Annotated in this window: 14 protein-coding genes; 7 read left to right on the top strand and 7 right to left on the bottom strand. The window is 71.9% G+C overall.

The annotated features are described in order from the left end of the window. Positions 1-6: 6 nt before the first annotated feature. The 3 genes from KWI83_RS03315 to KWI83_RS03305 form a co-directional block, all read right to left on the bottom strand. Positions 7-486 (bottom strand): carboxymuconolactone decarboxylase family protein, encoded by a 480-nt coding sequence (locus tag KWI83_RS03315; protein WP_218512742.1) that lies wholly within the window; start codon positions 484-486, stop codon positions 7-9. Between the two features lie 2 nt (positions 487-488). Continuing rightward, complete coding sequence (locus KWI83_RS03310) at positions 489-1,571, bottom strand: dihydrodipicolinate reductase (protein WP_218512676.1); 1,083 nt, start codon at positions 1,569-1,571, stop codon at positions 489-491. A 99-nt stretch (positions 1,572-1,670) separates the two neighbouring features. Then, a complete protein-coding gene (locus KWI83_RS03305; protein ID WP_218512675.1) occupies positions 1,671-2,105 on the bottom strand; it encodes a response regulator in 435 nt (144 codons plus the stop codon). Positions 2,106-2,604: 499 nt separating this feature from the next. Between KWI83_RS03305 and KWI83_RS03300 the strand changes: the two genes are divergently transcribed. The 4 genes from KWI83_RS03300 to KWI83_RS03285 all read left to right on the top strand — a co-directional run bounded on the left by KWI83_RS03300 (position 2,605) and on the right by KWI83_RS03285 (position 8,054). After that, positions 2,605-4,059 carry an ATP-binding protein gene (locus KWI83_RS03300; protein ID WP_256361739.1) on the top strand — a complete coding sequence of 485 codons (1,455 nt, stop codon included), beginning with the start codon at positions 2,605-2,607 and terminating at the stop codon, positions 4,057-4,059. Continuing rightward, positions 4,056-5,297, top strand: a complete 1,242-nt coding sequence (locus KWI83_RS03295; protein ID WP_218512673.1) for a PP2C family protein-serine/threonine phosphatase — start codon at positions 4,056-4,058, stop codon at positions 5,295-5,297. Before KWI83_RS03300 ends, KWI83_RS03295 begins: the two co-directional genes overlap by 4 nt. A 791-nt stretch (positions 5,298-6,088) precedes the next feature. Beyond that, positions 6,089-6,781, top strand: coding sequence for a GAF and ANTAR domain-containing protein (locus KWI83_RS03290; RefSeq protein ID WP_218512672.1), 693 nt, complete (start codon positions 6,089-6,091; stop codon positions 6,779-6,781). Between the two features lie 223 nt (positions 6,782-7,004). After that, on the top strand, positions 7,005-8,054 hold the full coding sequence (locus tag KWI83_RS03285) for a YihY/virulence factor BrkB family protein (RefSeq protein WP_218512671.1): 1,050 nt from the start codon (positions 7,005-7,007) through the stop codon (positions 8,052-8,054). Between the two features lie 56 nt (positions 8,055-8,110). Here KWI83_RS03285 and KWI83_RS03280 read toward each other — a convergent pair whose 3' ends face one another. Genes KWI83_RS03280 through KWI83_RS03270 form a run of 3 tightly spaced genes read right to left on the bottom strand, consistent with a single transcriptional unit; the run spans position 8,111 to position 11,128 of the window. Next, complete coding sequence (locus KWI83_RS03280; protein WP_218512670.1) at positions 8,111-9,607, bottom strand: tripartite tricarboxylate transporter permease; 1,497 nt, start codon at positions 9,605-9,607, stop codon at positions 8,111-8,113. A gap of 1 nt (position 9,608) precedes the next feature. Then, entirely contained in the window at positions 9,609-10,145 is a 537-nt protein-coding gene (locus KWI83_RS03275; RefSeq protein ID WP_218512669.1) for a tripartite tricarboxylate transporter TctB family protein, read from the bottom strand. After that, entirely contained in the window at positions 10,145-11,128 is a 984-nt protein-coding gene (locus tag KWI83_RS03270; protein ID WP_308121976.1) for a tripartite tricarboxylate transporter substrate binding protein, read from the bottom strand. The genes KWI83_RS03275 and KWI83_RS03270 overlap by 1 nt, the downstream gene beginning before the upstream one ends. Before the next feature lie 246 nt (positions 11,129-11,374). Here KWI83_RS03270 and KWI83_RS38080 point away from each other — a divergent pair, with 246 nt between their 5' ends. The 3 genes from KWI83_RS38080 to KWI83_RS03250 all read left to right on the top strand — a co-directional run bounded on the left by KWI83_RS38080 (position 11,375) and on the right by KWI83_RS03250 (position 14,942). Beyond that, positions 11,375-13,576, top strand: a complete 2,202-nt coding sequence (locus KWI83_RS38080) for an ATP-binding protein (protein ID WP_308121972.1) — start codon at positions 11,375-11,377, stop codon at positions 13,574-13,576. Next, positions 13,573-14,280, top strand: coding sequence for a response regulator (locus tag KWI83_RS03255; protein ID WP_218512667.1), 708 nt, complete (start codon positions 13,573-13,575; stop codon positions 14,278-14,280). Before KWI83_RS38080 ends, KWI83_RS03255 begins: the two co-directional genes overlap by 4 nt. Positions 14,281-14,378: 98 nt before the next feature. Beyond that, entirely contained in the window at positions 14,379-14,942 is a 564-nt protein-coding gene (locus KWI83_RS03250; protein ID WP_218512666.1) for a hemerythrin domain-containing protein, read from the top strand. A 70-nt stretch (positions 14,943-15,012) separates the two neighbouring features. Here the strand turns inward: KWI83_RS03250 and KWI83_RS03245 are convergent, their stop codons facing one another. Then, on the bottom strand, positions 15,013-15,540 hold the full coding sequence (locus KWI83_RS03245; protein WP_218512665.1) for a hypothetical protein: 528 nt from the start codon (positions 15,538-15,540) through the stop codon (positions 15,013-15,015). Positions 15,541-15,640: the final 100 nt, after the last annotated feature.

Raw genomic sequence — 15,640 nt, 5'->3', positions numbered from 1 at the left:
ACCGCCTCAACGCTGGGGCAGGGCGCAGACACTGTCCAGCCCCAGCACATGGTTGAGCCGGCCGAACACCAGCCAAGAGCCGATGCTCATGCTGAGTTCCACGATCTCCGCCTGGCTGTAGTGGGCCGTCATCCGGCTCCAGAAGTCCTCGTCGAGGCCGTGGTGGTCCAGGGCGTAGCGCTCGGCGTACTCGGCGGCCAGGCGGGTGCGTTCGTCGAAGGCGTCCGTGGTGCGCCAGGCGGTGACCGCCTCCGCGAAGTCGTCCTCCACCTTCTGCCCGTCGCGTTCGGTGCGCCAGTCCAGGCAGAAGGCGCAGCCGTTGATCCGGGCGACGCGCAGCCGCGCCGCCTCGAACTCGCGCAGGCCCAGGGTCGTGTGGGCGTACACGGCCAGCGAGAAGTTCGACGCCGCCGCGCCGATCTCGGGGACCAGCTCGCCCCACACGTACGGGACGGGGTCCGCTCCCTCGGGGATGTCGATGCGCAGGGTCACGGGTCGGTCCTTCCCAGTCGGCCTGCCGCGGGGCGCAGCGGGACGTCGAGTGCGTCATAGAGGCCGGGCCCCGCCTCGGCGAGCCAGTCGATGGCGTTGACCAGCCGGCCGGCAGCGGTGGCGTTGCCGCCCGCCGACCGGTTCCCGCCCTCGTCGCTCGCCTCGACGGTGACCTCGACACGGGGGCGGCCCTCGATCACGACCCGGTGCGCTCCGGCGCCGCCGCCCGCGGCCCGCGGCCAGTCCGGGGCGCAGGAGGCGTGGATGCGGGTGACGTGCTCGACCACGATACGGGGCCGTCCGCCGACGACGCCCTGCACCTCGAAGCGCACCGCTCCCTGCGTACCGGCCGCGAACTCGCCCATGGTGGGCGTGGTGACGGTGGCCTCCAGCGGGCGCCGCTGCAAGGTCTCCCGTATCCCGTCCAGTTCCACGCCCAGGCCTCTGGCCATCATCCGCAGCTGCCCGCCCCACACCATCGTCGGCACGCCCTCGGCGAGCATCGGCGGCTGGTAGTCCATCGGATGCCCCATGCCGACCAGGTGCCGTACCGAGTCCTCCTGGTCGTACGTGGCGTAGTCGAAGATCTCCTGGCAGCGCACCGCGTCGATCCGCGAGCCGAGGCCGGTGATCAGCAGGGGCAGGGTGTCGTTCGCCCAGCCGGGGTCCACGCCGGAGACGAACAGGGATCCGCCACCGGCCGCGACGGCCTCCAGCAGCGGCTCCCTGATCTCGGGCGGGGCGCTCCGGTGGTCGTACATCCCGTAGACGGACGGGGTGACGACGACCGCCCCGGCCCGGACGGCCCGTTCGATGTCCCGCAGGGCCTCGTCGGGTCGTACGTCCCCGGAGGCCGCGTACACCACCGCGCGGGGGCCGGTGGCGAGCACCGCGGAGACGTCGTCGGTCGCCGGGACGCCCAGGGGGCGGCCCAGTCCACTCAGTTCGCCCGCGTCCCGGCCGACCTTGGCGGGGTCGGCGACCAGCACGGCCGCGAGGCCGAGCGACGGATGCGCGTCGACGGCACGGATGGCCGCGCGGCCGACATTGCCGGTACCCCACACAACCGTGGACATCATGGGCGGAGGGTAACGATGCGCGGCAGAGGTTCCCAGAGCCGTGCAGGGAGATATCCGGGTGGTGACGGAGAGCCGTCAGTGAGCGGCTGCCGCCGGGTGTCACATCCGCGGCGGCTTCACCGCCACGTCCAGGTAGAACGTGTCGATGCTGCGTACCGCCTCCTCGAACTCCTCCAGGTTGACCGGCTTGGTCACATAGGCGTTCGCGTGGTGGCGGTACGCGCCGGAGACGTCGTCGGGCGCCGAGGAGGTGGTCAGCACCACCACGGGAATGGTGCGCAGATCGGCGTCCTCCTTGACCACGGCCAGGAACTCCCGGCCGTTCATGCGGGGCATGTTGAGGTCGAGGACGATCAGGTCGGGGCGCTGGTTCGCCGGGTCGCGCAGATACTCCAGGGCCTCGATGCCGTCGGCGACCTGGGTGAGGTTGCGGGCGCCGCGCTCGGTCAGGGCGTCCCGGATGAGCATCGCGTCGGCGATGTCGTCCTCGACCAGCAGCACGTCGTAGGGGCGGGTGGGGGCGGGGACGGACATGGCTGTGAACTCCGGGGGACGCAAGGGGTATGACGTGAGGTGCCGCTGGTGGTCAGGGCCGCCCGCTCCACCTGAACCAGCACGTGCAGTTGGGGGAGGGCGTCGTGTCGCGCCGAGCCTGCCGGGTCGTCCGGACCGCCCCTCGGGAGCGCGTACTGGGCACAGCGAAGGGCGAGTTCGTCGACCGCTTCGGTGACGAGATCGGTCATCTCCCCTTCAGTCCTGGGCAGAGAGAAGTGGGAGGCAGACATGGCACTACCCTAAGGGGCCGTCACATGGCACGACAACAGCTGTTGTCGGACGTGGGTAAGGTGCGTTCCGCATGGGCCCTCGACGCGGCCCTGTCACAGGCGAAGGAGTTCAGCACGCCGTGAGGACCGAGCAGCCGCCCGGCGCCCGCAACGTCACCGTCGGTTGGACCACCCGCCGCTGGCTGCGGGTGAGCGTCGCCGTCACGCTGACCGTCCTGGCCGTGCTCGGCTCGCTGGGCACGTGGGCGATGACGCGGACGTCCCAGCTGACCGACCAGATCATGGACCGGCGGCTGCCCGCGCTGACGTACGCGATACGGCTGGAGACCGCACTGGTCAACCAGGAGACCGGCGTACGCGGTTACGGCCTGTCCGGACAACGGGACTTCCTCCAGCCGTACGGCCGGGGGGTGACCGAGGAGAAGGAGGCGCTGCGGCGGCTGGGGGCGCTCCTGGCGGACGACCCGCGGGCCAGTGAGGAGCTGGCGACCGTACGGCAGTTGTCGGAGCGGTGGCAGAACCGCGTCGCCGTGCCCATCGCGAACGCCGCCCCGGACCGTGCCGTGTCGCTGGCCTCGTCCCGGGCGGAGGAGGGCAAGGCCGGTTTCGACGCCCTGCGCCGGGCGCTGACCGCGCAGCAGACGCATCTGGAGCAGGAACGGGCGGCCGCGTCTCGTGAGCTGCGGCGGGCCACGAGTCTGCGCAACTGGACGTTCACAGGGATCGCGCTGGTCATCGTGCTGGTCGCCGCGCTGGTCTTCGAGGCGCTGCGGCGCGGGATAACCACTCCGCTGAGCCAGCTCGGGCACACGGCGCGGGAGGTGGCCAAGGGCCGTTTCGACCAGCCCATCGCCGTCAGCGGCCCCGCCGATCTGCGGCAGTTGGGCTCCGACGTGGAATCGATGCGCGGGCGGTTGCTGGAGGAACTCGAATTCAGTGAGAAGTCACGCCAACTGCTCGATGAGCAGGCGGCCGATCTGCAACGCTCCAACACCGAGCTGGAGCAGTTCGCCTATGTCGCCTCCCACGATCTGCAGGAGCCGCTGCGGAAAGTCTCCAGTTTCACCCAGCTGCTGCAGCGGCGGTACGGCGGGCAACTCGACGAGCGGGCCGACCAGTACATCGCGTTCGCCGTCGACGGGGCCAACCGTATGCAGGTCCTGATCAACGACCTGCTCGCGTTCTCCCGGGTGGGACGGGTGCTCAACGACCACGAGGAGGTCGACCTGGAGGACGTCGTCGGCCGCACGCTGGACAACCTCGGCGTGGCGATCGAGGAGAGCGGCGCGGAGATCACGCACGATCCGCTGCCGAAGGTCGTCGGTGACGCGACCCAACTGGGCATGCTCTGGCAGAACCTGCTGTCGAACTCCATCAAGTTCCGTCGGCCCGACCGGTCCCCGGACATCCGGATCAGTGCCCGCACCACCGACGACGGCCTCTGGGAATTCGCCGTGACCGACAACGGCATCGGAATCGACCCGGAGTTCCAGGAGAAGGTCTTCGTCCTCTTCCAGCGGCTGCACACCCGGGACGCCTATCCGGGCACCGGAATCGGACTGGCCATGTGCAAGAAGGTCGTGGAATTCCACGGCGGAACCATCTGGATCGACCCCGATCACACGGCCGGTACCCGTGTCGTGTTCACCCTTCCCGTTGAGCATTCCGCCGCGGCGGACGGCGCGCGAGAGGCCCATACGTGACAGAGTCAGCCGTCGAGCAGGAGACGCACTACCGCATCGCGCTGGTCGAGGACGACGACGGCGATGCCCTGCTGGTCGAGGAACTGCTGTACGACACGGAACTCCCGCACACCCTCGTGCGCTGCCGGACGCTCGCCGAGGCACGCGTCCAGCTCATGGCACGTCACTTCGACTGCGTGCTGCTCGACCTGCACCTGCCCGACGCGCTCGGCCTCGGCACGGTCGAGGCGATCCAGCGGACGGACACGCACGCCGCGGTCATCGTGCTCACCGGCCTGGCCGAGTCGCACGCGGGCGTGGACGCGTTGGCCGCCGGTGCCCAGGACTACCTCGTCAAGGGCAAGGTCGACGCGGACCTCCTGCAGCGGGCCGTGCGGTACGCCGTCCAGCGCAAGCAGGCGGAGCGGGCCAGCGCGGACCTGCAGGTCGGCCGGCTGCGCGCCCAGGAGAACGCCCGTCTGGAGCGTGGCCTGCTGCCCACGCCGATCCTGTCCACGGCCTCCGTCACGGCCACCAGCCGCTATCTCCCCGGGCGGGAACAGGCGCTGCTCGGCGGCGACTTCCTGGACGTCGTACAGACCGACGACGGGCAGGTCCATGCCATCATCGGCGACGTCAGCGGGCACGGACCGGACGCCGCCGCCCTCGGCGTCTGTCTGCGGATCGCCTGGCGGGCGCTGACGCTGGGCGGGCACCGCGGCCGCCGGCTGCTGCATCTGCTGGAGCAGATCCACACGGCGGAGCGCACCGGCAGTGACCTCTTCACCACCTGCACGCTCATCACCCTCGACCCGGCGACGGCCACGGTCACCCTGCACCTGGTGGGCCATCACGAGCCACTGCTCGTCGGCCCCGCCGGCGCCGAGGTCGTGGCCGCACCGCACGGCATCGCCCTCGGCATCGTGCCCGGCCTCGGGCAGTGGCCGTCGACGACCGTGCCGCTGCCGCCGGACGGCGCGCTGATCGCATACACCGACGGCCTGATCGAGGGCTACGAGGGCGATGCCGGGGCGCGGCTCGGGGTCGACGGGCTGCTGCGCATCCTCGACGAGACACGGGAGGCGGACCCCGGCAAGCATCTCGACCAGCTGATCGGCCGGGTCCGCGGCCTCAACGCCGAGCGCCACACGGACGACCTGGCAATCCTGCGCCTCGACTGGACGGCACTGCGGGCCTCCGGTCCGGGCGATCAGCGTACGGTTCCGGCGCAGTCGTACGGGCGGGCGGGGAAGCGCTGAGGGCCCGGGGTGCCTGCGGGGAGCGACACGGCGGGCGACGGGTCGGCGGCTCCGGCGGGGCGGACAGCGCTCGGCGACTGGGCGTCTGGGCGGTCGGCCACGTCGGCCTCGGTGGGGCGGCGAGGTGCCGCTCGGCGACTGGGCGGCTCGGCGGTCGGCCACGTCGGCCTCGGTGCGGCGGCGAGGTGCCGCTCGGCGGCTGGCCCGGCAGCGAGCGGCCGCGCCAGCCCCGGCACGTCGGCAGGGCGGCGCGTCGTCACCGAGTCTGCAGGGCGGGGCGGCGCAGCTCGGCGGGGCGGCGCTCGGCGGGGCGGCGCTCGGCGGACCGGCACTGGCAGCTCAGCTTTCGACGGCTGCCCAGCAGCGAACGGACACACCAGCCCTCCGCACGTCGGCGACAGCCGGGCACCGGTCGGCCGAGCAAGCCCCCGCCGTCGACACCTCGACAGAGCGGCACGCCGTCACCAAGGTCTGCAGGGCGGGGCGGCGCTTGGCGGCTGGCCCGGCAGCCCTCGGCGCGTCGGTGATGGTCCGGTGGCGGTCGGCCACGTCAGCCCTCGCGGGTCGGCAGGGCGGCACGTCGTCGGCGAGTGGGCAGGGCGGCTCGGCAGGCCGGTGGGGGCGTGGTCCGCTGTGCGGACGTGGGTCGGCGGCGAGCGGTAGGCTGCGGACAGGGCAGCCGAGCCGGTGACCGGTCGACGTTGTGAGCAGCCGGGTCGGACGGGCGGGTCCCGGCGTTCGGCCTTCGGGCGTCCGACGCGAAGGTACGACGAGCGGGACGGTGGACACAGATGGACTGGCGTGCGTTTGCCGAACATATGGCCGAACTCGCCCGGCATCTGCTGGCGCAGGGCTCGACGCAGGAGACGCTCGACGCGATCGCCGAGCGAGGTGTCGAGCTGCTCGACGGGTGCGACGCGGCCGGTGTCCTGGCCCTGCGCAAGGGCCGCGCGGTGACACTGGCCTCGTGCGGGGACCTGGTCGAGGCGTCCGACCGGTTGCAGGGCGAGCTGGGCGAGGGCCCGTGTTTCGACGCCGCCCGTCGCACCAACGGCGAGCGGCTGTTCCGGATCACCGACATGACCAAGCCGCAGCCGCAGTGGCCGCGCTTCGCGCCCGCCGCCCGGGACCTGGGCGTGGGCAGCATGATGGGCTTCCTGCTCTACACCCGGGACGACGACTTCGGCGCGCTGAACCTCTACTCCACCCGGCCCGGCGCCTTCACGCCGGAGATGGAGACGGCCGGCTGGCTGCTCGCCTCGCACGCCGCCGTGGCCCTGGCCAGCGCCCGCACGGTCGACCAGCTCGAACACGCCCTGGACACCCGGCACGCCATCGGCGAGGCCATGGGCATCCTGCGCGAGCGGCACCACCTGAGCGAAGAGGAGGCCTTCGACGTACTGCGGCGCATCTCCCAGACGCACAACGTCAAGCTGCGCGAGGTCGCCCAGTCCATTCGCGCCAGGGCCGTCCCGGAACGCTGAGCCGTCCGCGTCCGCCCACGCCCACACGGCGATGTCCGAAGTGCCGACAAAGGCGATTCAGCCGCGCACGAGGAGGGGTACGTGGAGGGCAGACGAAACCGATGCCGCGGAATCGGCTTCGTCAGGTGTCGTGGTTCGGACCAGAGCCACGGCACCGCCGCGTTCCCCCACAACACCGTGACCCAGCACCCTTGGGACGGCGCGCACGGGTTACTCGGTGGCCATGGCGAAGCTGCATCTCCCAGGGCGGAAACATCAGCGCGACGGAGCGAATCCGGCGCCGGAGGAGGCCGGGCCCCGGCCTGAGGTGGAACGGGCGGCGCCCGACTCGCCGACGCAGCTGCCGATGCAGTCGTGGGGCGCGGTGCTGAAGGGGAGCCTCCGCGAGTTCAAGGACGACGAGCTGGCCGACCGGGCGGCGGCCCTGACGTACTTCACGGTGCTGTCGCTGTTCCCGGCACTGCTGGTGCTGGTGTCGCTGCTGGGCGTCACCGGCAGGTCCGTCACGGACCGGCTGCTGGACGAACTCCAGCAGTTCGCCCCCGGCGCCGGCCGGGACATCATCACCCAGGCCGTGCAGCAACTGCAGAACAACGCCGGGATCGGCTCGATCATGGCCATCGTCGGCCTGGTGCTGGCCGTGTGGTCGGCGTCGGGCTATGTGGCGGCGTTCATCCGCGCCTCGAACGCCGTGTACGACATCCCCGAGGGCCGGCCGATGTGGAAGATCCTGCCGGTGCGCCTCGGGCTGACCGTCGTCCTGATGGTGCTGGCCACGATCAGTGCGGTGATCGTGGTCTTCACCGGCGGTCTGGCCCGCCGGGCCGGGGAGTTCCTGGGCCTGGGCGACACCGTGCTGACGGTGTGGTCGCTCGCCAAGTGGCCGGTGCTGGTGCTCCTGGTCACACTCATGATCGCGCTCCTGTACTGGGCCAGCCCGAACGCCAGGGTCGGGGGGTGGCGGTGGATCACCCCGGGCAGCTTCCTGGCGCTGGTGATCTGGATGATCGCGTCCGCGGGCTTCGCTTTCTACGTCGCCAACTTCGCCTCGTACAACAAGACGTACGGCACGATGGCCGGCGTCATCGTCTTCCTCATCTGGCTGTGGGTGACCAACCTGGCCATCCTGCTCGGCCTGGAGTTCGACGCCGAAACCGCTCGTCAGCGAGCCATCATCGGCGGCCATCCCCCGGAGGCCGAGCCGTACACCGAGCCGCGGGACACCCGCGCCTGGGACGAGCAGGACCGGCGGAGAATGGACGGCACGTCGTGAGCGCGTGCTCCCGGGGACCGGGTCGTATGGCGGCCCGGCCCCCGGGAGTGCGTCTTCTACGACGCCGCGGTGCGGTCGCGGCGTACGAGCCGCTTCAGCAGGGGCCACGCCAGCAGCACGACGATCACCGCGTACACGGTCACCGCGAACGGCGTGTTGACCAGGCCGGTGACGCTGCCGTCGCTGATCTGCAGGGCGCGGCGGAGCTGCTGCTCGGCGTTGGGGCCGAGGATGACGCCGATGACGGCGGGCAGCACGGGCAGCCCGTAGCGGCGCATACCGAAGCCGATCAGCCCGATGATCAGCAGGATCACCAGGTCGATCACCTCGCCGCCGACCGCGTACGCGCCGACCGCCGCGAAGAAGAGGATCCCCGCGTACAGGTACGGCCGCGGAATGCGCAGCAGCTTCGCCCACAGCGGCGCGAGCGGCAGGTTGAGGGCGAGCAGCAGCACCATGCCGACGAACAGCGAGGCGATCAGCCCCCACACCAGCTCGGGCTCGCGTTCGAAGAGCAGCGGGCCGGGCTGGATGCCGTACTGCTGGAAGGCGGCCAGCATGACCGCGGCGACCGCCGTGGTCGGCAGGCCCAGCGTCAGCATCGACACCAGCGTGCCCGCCGCCGAGGCCGACGCGGCGGACTCGGGTCCGGCGACGCCCTCGATGGCGCCCTTGCCCCACTCGTCCTTGTGCTTCGAAAGGCGTTTTTCGGTGACGTAGGAGAGGAAGGTGGGGATCTCGGCGCCGCCCGCCGGGATCGCGCCGAAGGGGAAGCCGATGAACGGGCCGCGCAGCCAGGACTTCCAGGTGCGCCGCACGTCGCCGCGGCCCAGCCACGGGCGGCCCACCGGGATCGGCTCGGCCGGCCGGCGGCGCAGATGGGCGGCGACCCACAGGGCCTCGCCGATCGCGAACAGGCCGACCGCGACGATCACGACGTCGATGCCGTCGGCGAGCTGGAGGGAGCCGAAGGTGAGTCTTTGCTGTCCGGTCATCTGGTCCAGGCCGACCAGGCCCAGCGTCAGCCCGATGAACAGGGACGCGAGCCCTCGGATGCGGGACGAGCCGAGGACGGACGTCACCGCGATGAAGGCGAGCACCATGATGGCGAGGTAGTCGGGCGCGCCGATGTCGACGGCGAGTCGGGCGACCGTCGGGGCGAGCGCGACCAGCAGGATCGTGCCGACCATGCCGCCGGCGAAGTGGCCGATGGCGGCGGCCGCCAGCGCCTGTGCGCCGCGCCCCGACTTGGCCATCGGGTTGCCTTCCATCGCGGCGACCACGGCGGCGCTCTCGCCGGGGGTGTTGAGCAGGATCGAGGTCGTCGAGCCGCCGAACATGGCGCCGTAGTAGATGCCCGCGAACATGATGAACGCGCCGATGGGGTCGAGTCCGTACGTCACCGGCAGCAGCAGCGCGACCGCCATGGCGGGGCCGATGCCGGGCAGGACGCCGATCGCGGTGCCGAGCAGGACGCCGATGGCGGCCCAGAGCAGATTGATCGGAGTCAGCGCGGTGCCGAAGCCGTCCATCAGGGAGTTGAGGGCGTTCATCTCACAGCGCTCCCATCAGGGGGCCGCCGGGCAGCGGCACTCCGAGCAGGTTGTTGAACACGGCGTAGGTGACGAGGGACAGCACGGCCGCGATGAGCGGGTCGCGGTCGATGCGGCGGCTGCCGAGGGCGAACGCGGCGCCCCAGAAGAGGAGGGCGCCCGCGATGGGGAAGCCGAGCGGTTCGATCAGGACGGCGGCGCCCAGGAACACACCGGCGAGCAGCAGGACCGTACGCCAGTCGGCGGGTTCGGACAGGTCGATGTCCTCGCCGGTCTCGGCCTGGCCGCGGCCGCCGCGCAGCACGTCGACGGCGAGCAGGGCGGCGATGAGCAGCAGCCCGGCGCCGACGACGACGGGCACGGTCTTCGGGCCGACGGGGCCGCGCTGGGTGATGTCGACGTCCATGGTGAGCGCGTCGGTGAGGACCAGCACGCCGAGGGCGAGCAGCAGGACGCTGACGCCGATTTCGGAGTGGTCACGCAGCCAGGAGCGGCGGGCCGGGGCGGGCGCCGGAGAGAGGTCGGTGGTCCGAGTCATCACAGTCCCAGCTCCTTCAGTACCGAGACCACCCGCTGGTCCTCGGCGTGCAGGAAGTCCCCGAACTCCTCGCCGGACAGGAAGGCGTCGTCCCAGCCGTTCTGCTTCAGGGACGCCTGCCACTCGGGCGAGTCGTGGAGTTCCTCGATGAGGCGGACGAGTTTGTCGCGCTCGGCGTCGGTCAGGCCGGGCGGGGCGACGATGCCGCGCCAGTTGGTGAAGTTCACGTCGTAGCCCGCCTCCTGCAGGGTGGGCGCGTCCAGGCCGTCGACCCGCTCGGGGCCGGTGACCGCGAGGAGGCGCAGCTCGCCCGCCTTGATCTGGTCGAGGTACTCGCCGACGCCGGAGACGCCGAAGGCGACCTTGTTGCCGAGGATGGAGGCGAGGAGTTCGCCGCCGCCGTCGAACGGGATGTAGTTGACCTGCTTCGGTGAGATCCCGGCGGCCTGCGCCATCAGCATCGGCGCGAGGTGGTCGGGTCCGCCGGGTGAGGAGCCGCCGCCGACCGGGAGCTTGCCGGGGTCGGCCTTCCAGGCGTCGATGAGGTCGTCGATCGTCCGGTACGGGGAGTCCTTGGCGACCACCACGACGTCCTGTTCCTCGGTGAGGCGGGCGATCGGGGTGGTGTCGGCGAGGGTCTTGGGCGCGTCGTTGGAGCGGACGGCGCCGACGACGCCGAGCCCCATCGACATCGCGAGCTTGCCGTTGCCGTGCTCGCTGACCAGACGGGTGAGGCCGACGGTGCCGCCGGCGCCGGGCAGGTTGAACACCTCGATGTTGGGGGTGAGTCCGGCGTCCTCGGCGTTCTTGGCGGCCGTCCGCGCGGTGATGTCGTATCCGCCGCCGGGCGTGTTGGGAACCATGAAGCGCAGGCCGGGGATCTGGGTGCCGGTCTCGGTGCCGCTGCCGGTGGTCAGCAGCGGCGGTCCGAGGAGGACCAGCACGGCGGCCCCGAGCAGGGCGAGGGGTGTGCGCAGGCGCACGAGTGCCACCACCTGTCGGTTGGTCGATGCGGTTGGGGAAAGCCCTGTGGGGGAGGGTGAGGTGGGCCACATGTTGCCTCCGCGTCAACGGGCTGTCCCGCTTGCGGAACCAACGAAGGTTTTGGTCTTTGTGTCAACGCCGCCCAGGGGCTACCGGTCGGCCGATCTCTTTCCTGCAGCGCAGGTGGAGGCCATGATGGGGCGACCCCGCCCCTGAAGCCTCCCTGTCGAGAGATCGAGTCCGCCGTGGTCGCCACCTTCCGTCGTCAGACCCTCGCCGGCGAGATGCTGGTGCTCCAGCTCGCCATCGTGGTGGTCGTGCTGGTGGCGGTCGCCGCGGTCTCGCTGGCGCAGTCGGAGGCGACCTTCGACCGGGTGGAGGGCCGCCGGGTGAGCGCGCTGGCCGAGCAGCTGGCGGCGAACCCGCTGGTGCGCGGCCAGCTGGTGCTGCCGCTGCCGCGGGAGGCGCTGGCGCCGCTGGTGAACGCCACGCAGTCGCAGTCCGGGGTGACCTCGGTGACGGTCGCGGACGCGGACGGGCAGATCGTCAGTTCGACGGACCCGACGGCGATCGGCGAGGCGCTGCCGCTCGGGGACGGCGCAGTCGAGGGGCGCGGCTGGTCGGGCGAGCTGACGCTGGACGGCGGGCGCGAGCGGGTGGCCCAGGTGCCGGTGCTGGGGGCGACACGGGAGAACCTCGGGCGGCACCTGGGTACGGTGATGATCGGCGAGGCCTCCCCCACCGTGTGGCAGCGGCTGAGCGGCGCCTCCTCGTATCTCCTCGCCTATCTCGGCATCGCGAGCGGGCTGGGGCTGGCGGGCTCGCTGCTGCTGGCCCGGCGGGTCAAGCGGCAGACGCTCGGCCTGGAGCCCCGGGAGATCGCCGGGCTGGCCGAGCACCGGGAGGCGATGCTGTACGGGATCGCCGAGGGCGTGGTCGCTCTCGACCCGCAGCACCGGCTCACGCTGGTGAACGAGATGGGGCGGCGGCTGCTCGACCTGCCCGAGGACTGCGTGGGGCGGAGCCTGGCCGACCTCGGGGTCGAGGGGCGGCTGCGGGATGTGCTGGCGGGGGACCGGGACGGCGCGGCCGACAAGCGGGACGAGGTCGTCATCCGGCACGGCCGGGTCCTGGTCATGAACCGGATGACGGTACGCAAGGACGGGCGGCTGCTCGGCTCGGTCACCACCCTGCGGGACCGTACGGAACTGGCGCGGCTGGAGCGGGAGATCGGCTCCTTCCGCAGCTCCTCCGAGCTGCTGCGCGCCCAGGCGCACGAGTTCGCCAACCAGCTGCACACCATCTCCGGGCTGATCCAGATCGGCGAACAGGAGGAGGTGGTGCGTTACATCCGCGCCCTGAACCAGCGCCGCCAGTCCCTGGACATCACCCTGAGCCGCCGCGTCCGTGACACCACCGTGGCGGCCCTCCTCATGGCGAAGTCCTCCCAGGCCGCCGAACGCAAGGTCCACCTGCGCATCTCGGACAACACGGCCCTGGACCGGCTGACACCGGAGGACGCGGCGGACGTGGCGACCGTGGTGGGCAACCTGGTGGACAACGCGGTGGATGCGGCGGCGGTGGGGGGTGATGTCCGGCCAGAGGGCCGGGGTGGGTCTTGGCGCGGCAGCCTGCGCGGCGGGGGTGGCGAGGACCGGCGCGACGGTCGACGCAGCGCTCCGGACGGGGACCGGCGGAACGGCCCCACCGACGGGCCGGGCGGGAACCGGCACGACAGCCAGCCCGGCGGGCGCGAAGACGACCGACGTGACAGTCAACCCGGCGAGCACGACGACGACCAGCGCGACGACCAACCCGGTGGTCCGGACGAGGAACGACGGAACACCCACACCGGCGGGCCAGGCGAGACCCGGCACGACAGCCAACCCGGCACCCCGGGCGAGACCCGGCACGACAGCCAACCCGGCACCCCGGGCGAGACCCGGCACGACAGCCAACCCGGCACCCCGGGCGAGACCCGGCACGACAGCCAACCCGGCACCCCGGGCGAGACCCGGCACGATGGCCGACCCGGCGGCCGTGGCACGCCCCGGCGTGGCGGTCGGCCCAGCGGCCCGGACCAGGAGCGGCGTGGTGGTCGGACCGGCGGTCGTGATGGGGGCCCGGGTGGTGGTCGGCGGGATGGGAGCCGTGGGGCTTGGGTCGAGGTCGAGTTGCGGCAGGACGCGGCCAGTGTCGAGATCGCCGTGCGGGACTCCGGGCCCGGTGTGGCGCCCGAGCTGGCCCGGGAGGTGTTCTCGCACGGCTTCACCACCAAAGCCGCCCAGAACGGTGAGCGCGGTATCGGCCTGGCGCTGACCCGGCTCGTCTGCGAACGTCACGGCGGTGAGATCTCGGTGAGCAACACCCCCGACGGCGCCCTGTTCACCGCACGCATGACCGTCAGCCACCTCACCGACGCGGTGGCGGAAGGAGCGGACCGATGACCGGCAGAGACGAAACGTCCGGGACGCCGGACGCGATCGACGTCCTCGTGGTCGACGACGACTTCATGGTGGCCAGGGTGCACCGCACCTTCGTCGAACGGGTCAGCCCGTTCCGCGTCGTCGGCGTCGCCAGCAGCGGTCGGCAGGCCATCGACGCCGTCGACGAGCTGCGCCCCGACCTGGTCCTGCTCGACCTGTATCTGCCGGACATCTTCGGCCTGGACGTCATCCCCCGGCTGCGCACCGCGGGCCACGACTGCGACGTCATGGTGATCAGCGCCGCCCGCGAGGCCGACACGGTGCGCGGCGCCGTACGCCACGGCGTGGTCGACTACCTCCTCAAACCGTTCGAGTTCGAGGACCTGCGGGCCCGCCTGGAGCGGTACGCCGCCCAGCGCGGCCGCCTGCTCACCACCGTCGTCCGCGGCCAGGCGGACGTGGACCGGGTCCTGGCCGGAGCCGCGCCGACGCCCGCCGGAGGACTGCCCAAGGGCATGAGCGTGGAGACCGCCGAACTGGTCGAACGCGCCCTGCGCACCACCGACGGCACCCTCTCCGCCACCGAGTGCGCCACCCTGACCGGCGTCTCCCGCGTCAGCGCCCGCCGCTACCTGGAGTACTTCCACACCACCGGCAACGCCGACGTGTCCCTGCGGTACGGCGTGGCCGGACGGCCCGAGCGGCGGTACAGCTGGCGCGTGTGACGCGCGGCCCCTCCTGTGTCAGTCCGCCGGAGCAGGGCACTCGGTCGCCGTGGCGGTTCTCATCCGGAGCCGCCGTCCTCACGCAGGAGGCAATGATCATGGGACATGGTGGAAACGTCATCGACGAGCTGGTGACCGATCACCGTGAGGTCGAGGAGCTCTTCGGTCGCATCGAGGCCCTGCCGCCCGGTGAGAAGAACCGCAAGCTCCACGCCGACCAGGTCACGATGGAGCTGGTCCGGCACTCCGTGGCCGAGGAGGCCTACCTCTACCCGGCAGTACGGGAGCACGTGCCGAACGGCGACGCGCTGGCCGACAAGGAGATCGACGACCACTCCAAGGCCGAGCAGATCATGAAGGACCTGGAGAGCTGCGACGCGGACGATCCCGAGTTCGACCGCCTGATCGGCATGCTGATGACCGAGATCCGCGCGCACGTGGCCGACGAGGAGGAGAACCTCTTCCCCAAGCTGCGCGCCGCGTGTTCGCCGCAGGCCCTGGACGAACTGGGCGACAAGGTCCGCCAGGCGAAGACGATGGCGCCGACCCGTCCGCACCCCTCGGCCCCGGACAAGCCGCCGCTGAACAAGCTGCTGGCGCCGGGCGCGGGGCTCGTGGACCGGGTGCGGGACGCGCTGACGGGTCGCGGGAAAGAGTCGTGAACTGACGGCAACGGAGTAAGGCGCCGAGGCTGTCCGGTCGGCGGACGCCCTCCGCCCGTCGGCCGCCGCCTCAGGCGATCAGCGCCTGCCCCGGCCCGAGCCGGTCCAGCAGCCGGTCCTGGTGCAGCTCGGCGACCGGTGCCAGGAGGTCGGGGTGGCGCAGCAGCACCGCCGCCTGCCGGTCGTGAGCGTCGGGCGCGACCAAGCGGCGGAACTCCGTCGGCGTACCCGCCGTATGACCACCGCCGACCAGCGCGGCCACGGCTTGGCGGGCCAGCTCCGGGTCGGTGAGCAGGCACGCGGCCCAGCTCGCCACGACCTCGTCCACCCAGGTCCGCCAGGCGTGCGCCTCGGGGTCCGCTGTACCGCCCGGGTCCGCGCCGGTGATCCAGTCGAGCCGGTCGGAGCCTCCGGGCCCCGCCATCCCGACCAGCGCGGCGTCCATCTGCGTCGGATACCGCAGCCACGCCGCGACCGTCACGGCCTGCCGCGCCTGCACCTCGCACAGGGCGGAGGCCAGGGCACCGCCGGACGCCGGGTAGGCGCGCGTGAGCCACTGGGCGGTCGCCGCGATGAGCGGGGAGAGATCTGCGAGCACTGCCGAGCCGTCCGAGTCCGGGGCGCGTGAGAACGTCCGCGCCGCTGTGCGAGGGGAAGGGTCTGGGCAAAAACGGTAGCCCGCGACCCTGCGGAAAGGA

This window comes from Streptomyces sp. TRM70350 (genome assembly GCF_019219825.1).
GTDB lineage: Bacteria > Actinomycetota > Actinomycetes > Streptomycetales > Streptomycetaceae > Streptomyces.
Note: the sequence above shows the minus strand (reverse complement) of the source record. Positions and strands in the feature narration are given on the sequence as shown.

What these genes read in the sequence shown, in the direction of transcription:
- KWI83_RS03290 (WP_218512672.1), top strand. Translation starts at nt 6,089, where the DNA reads ATGGACTGGCGTGCGTTTGCCGAACATATGGCCGAACTCGCCCGGCAT.
- KWI83_RS03250 (WP_218512666.1), top strand. Translation starts at nt 14,379, where the DNA reads ATGGGACATGGTGGAAACGTCATCGACGAGCTGGTGACCGATCACCGT.
- KWI83_RS03285 (WP_218512671.1), top strand. Translation starts at nt 7,005, where the DNA reads ATGGCGAAGCTGCATCTCCCAGGGCGGAAACATCAGCGCGACGGAGCG.
- KWI83_RS03280 (WP_218512670.1), bottom strand. Translation starts at nt 9,607, where the DNA reads ATGAACGCCCTCAACTCCCTGATGGACGGCTTCGGCACCGCGCTGACT.
- KWI83_RS03300 (WP_256361739.1), top strand. Translation starts at nt 2,605, where the DNA reads ATGACGCGGACGTCCCAGCTGACCGACCAGATCATGGACCGGCGGCTG.
- KWI83_RS03275 (WP_218512669.1), bottom strand. Translation starts at nt 10,145, where the DNA reads ATGACTCGGACCACCGACCTCTCTCCGGCGCCCGCCCCGGCCCGCCGC.
- KWI83_RS03310 (WP_218512676.1), bottom strand. Translation starts at nt 1,571, where the DNA reads ATGATGTCCACGGTTGTGTGGGGTACCGGCAATGTCGGCCGCGCGGCC.
- KWI83_RS03255 (WP_218512667.1), top strand. Translation starts at nt 13,573, where the DNA reads ATGACCGGCAGAGACGAAACGTCCGGGACGCCGGACGCGATCGACGTC.
- KWI83_RS03305 (WP_218512675.1), bottom strand. Translation starts at nt 2,105, where the DNA reads ATGTCCGTCCCCGCCCCCACCCGCCCCTACGACGTGCTGCTGGTCGAG.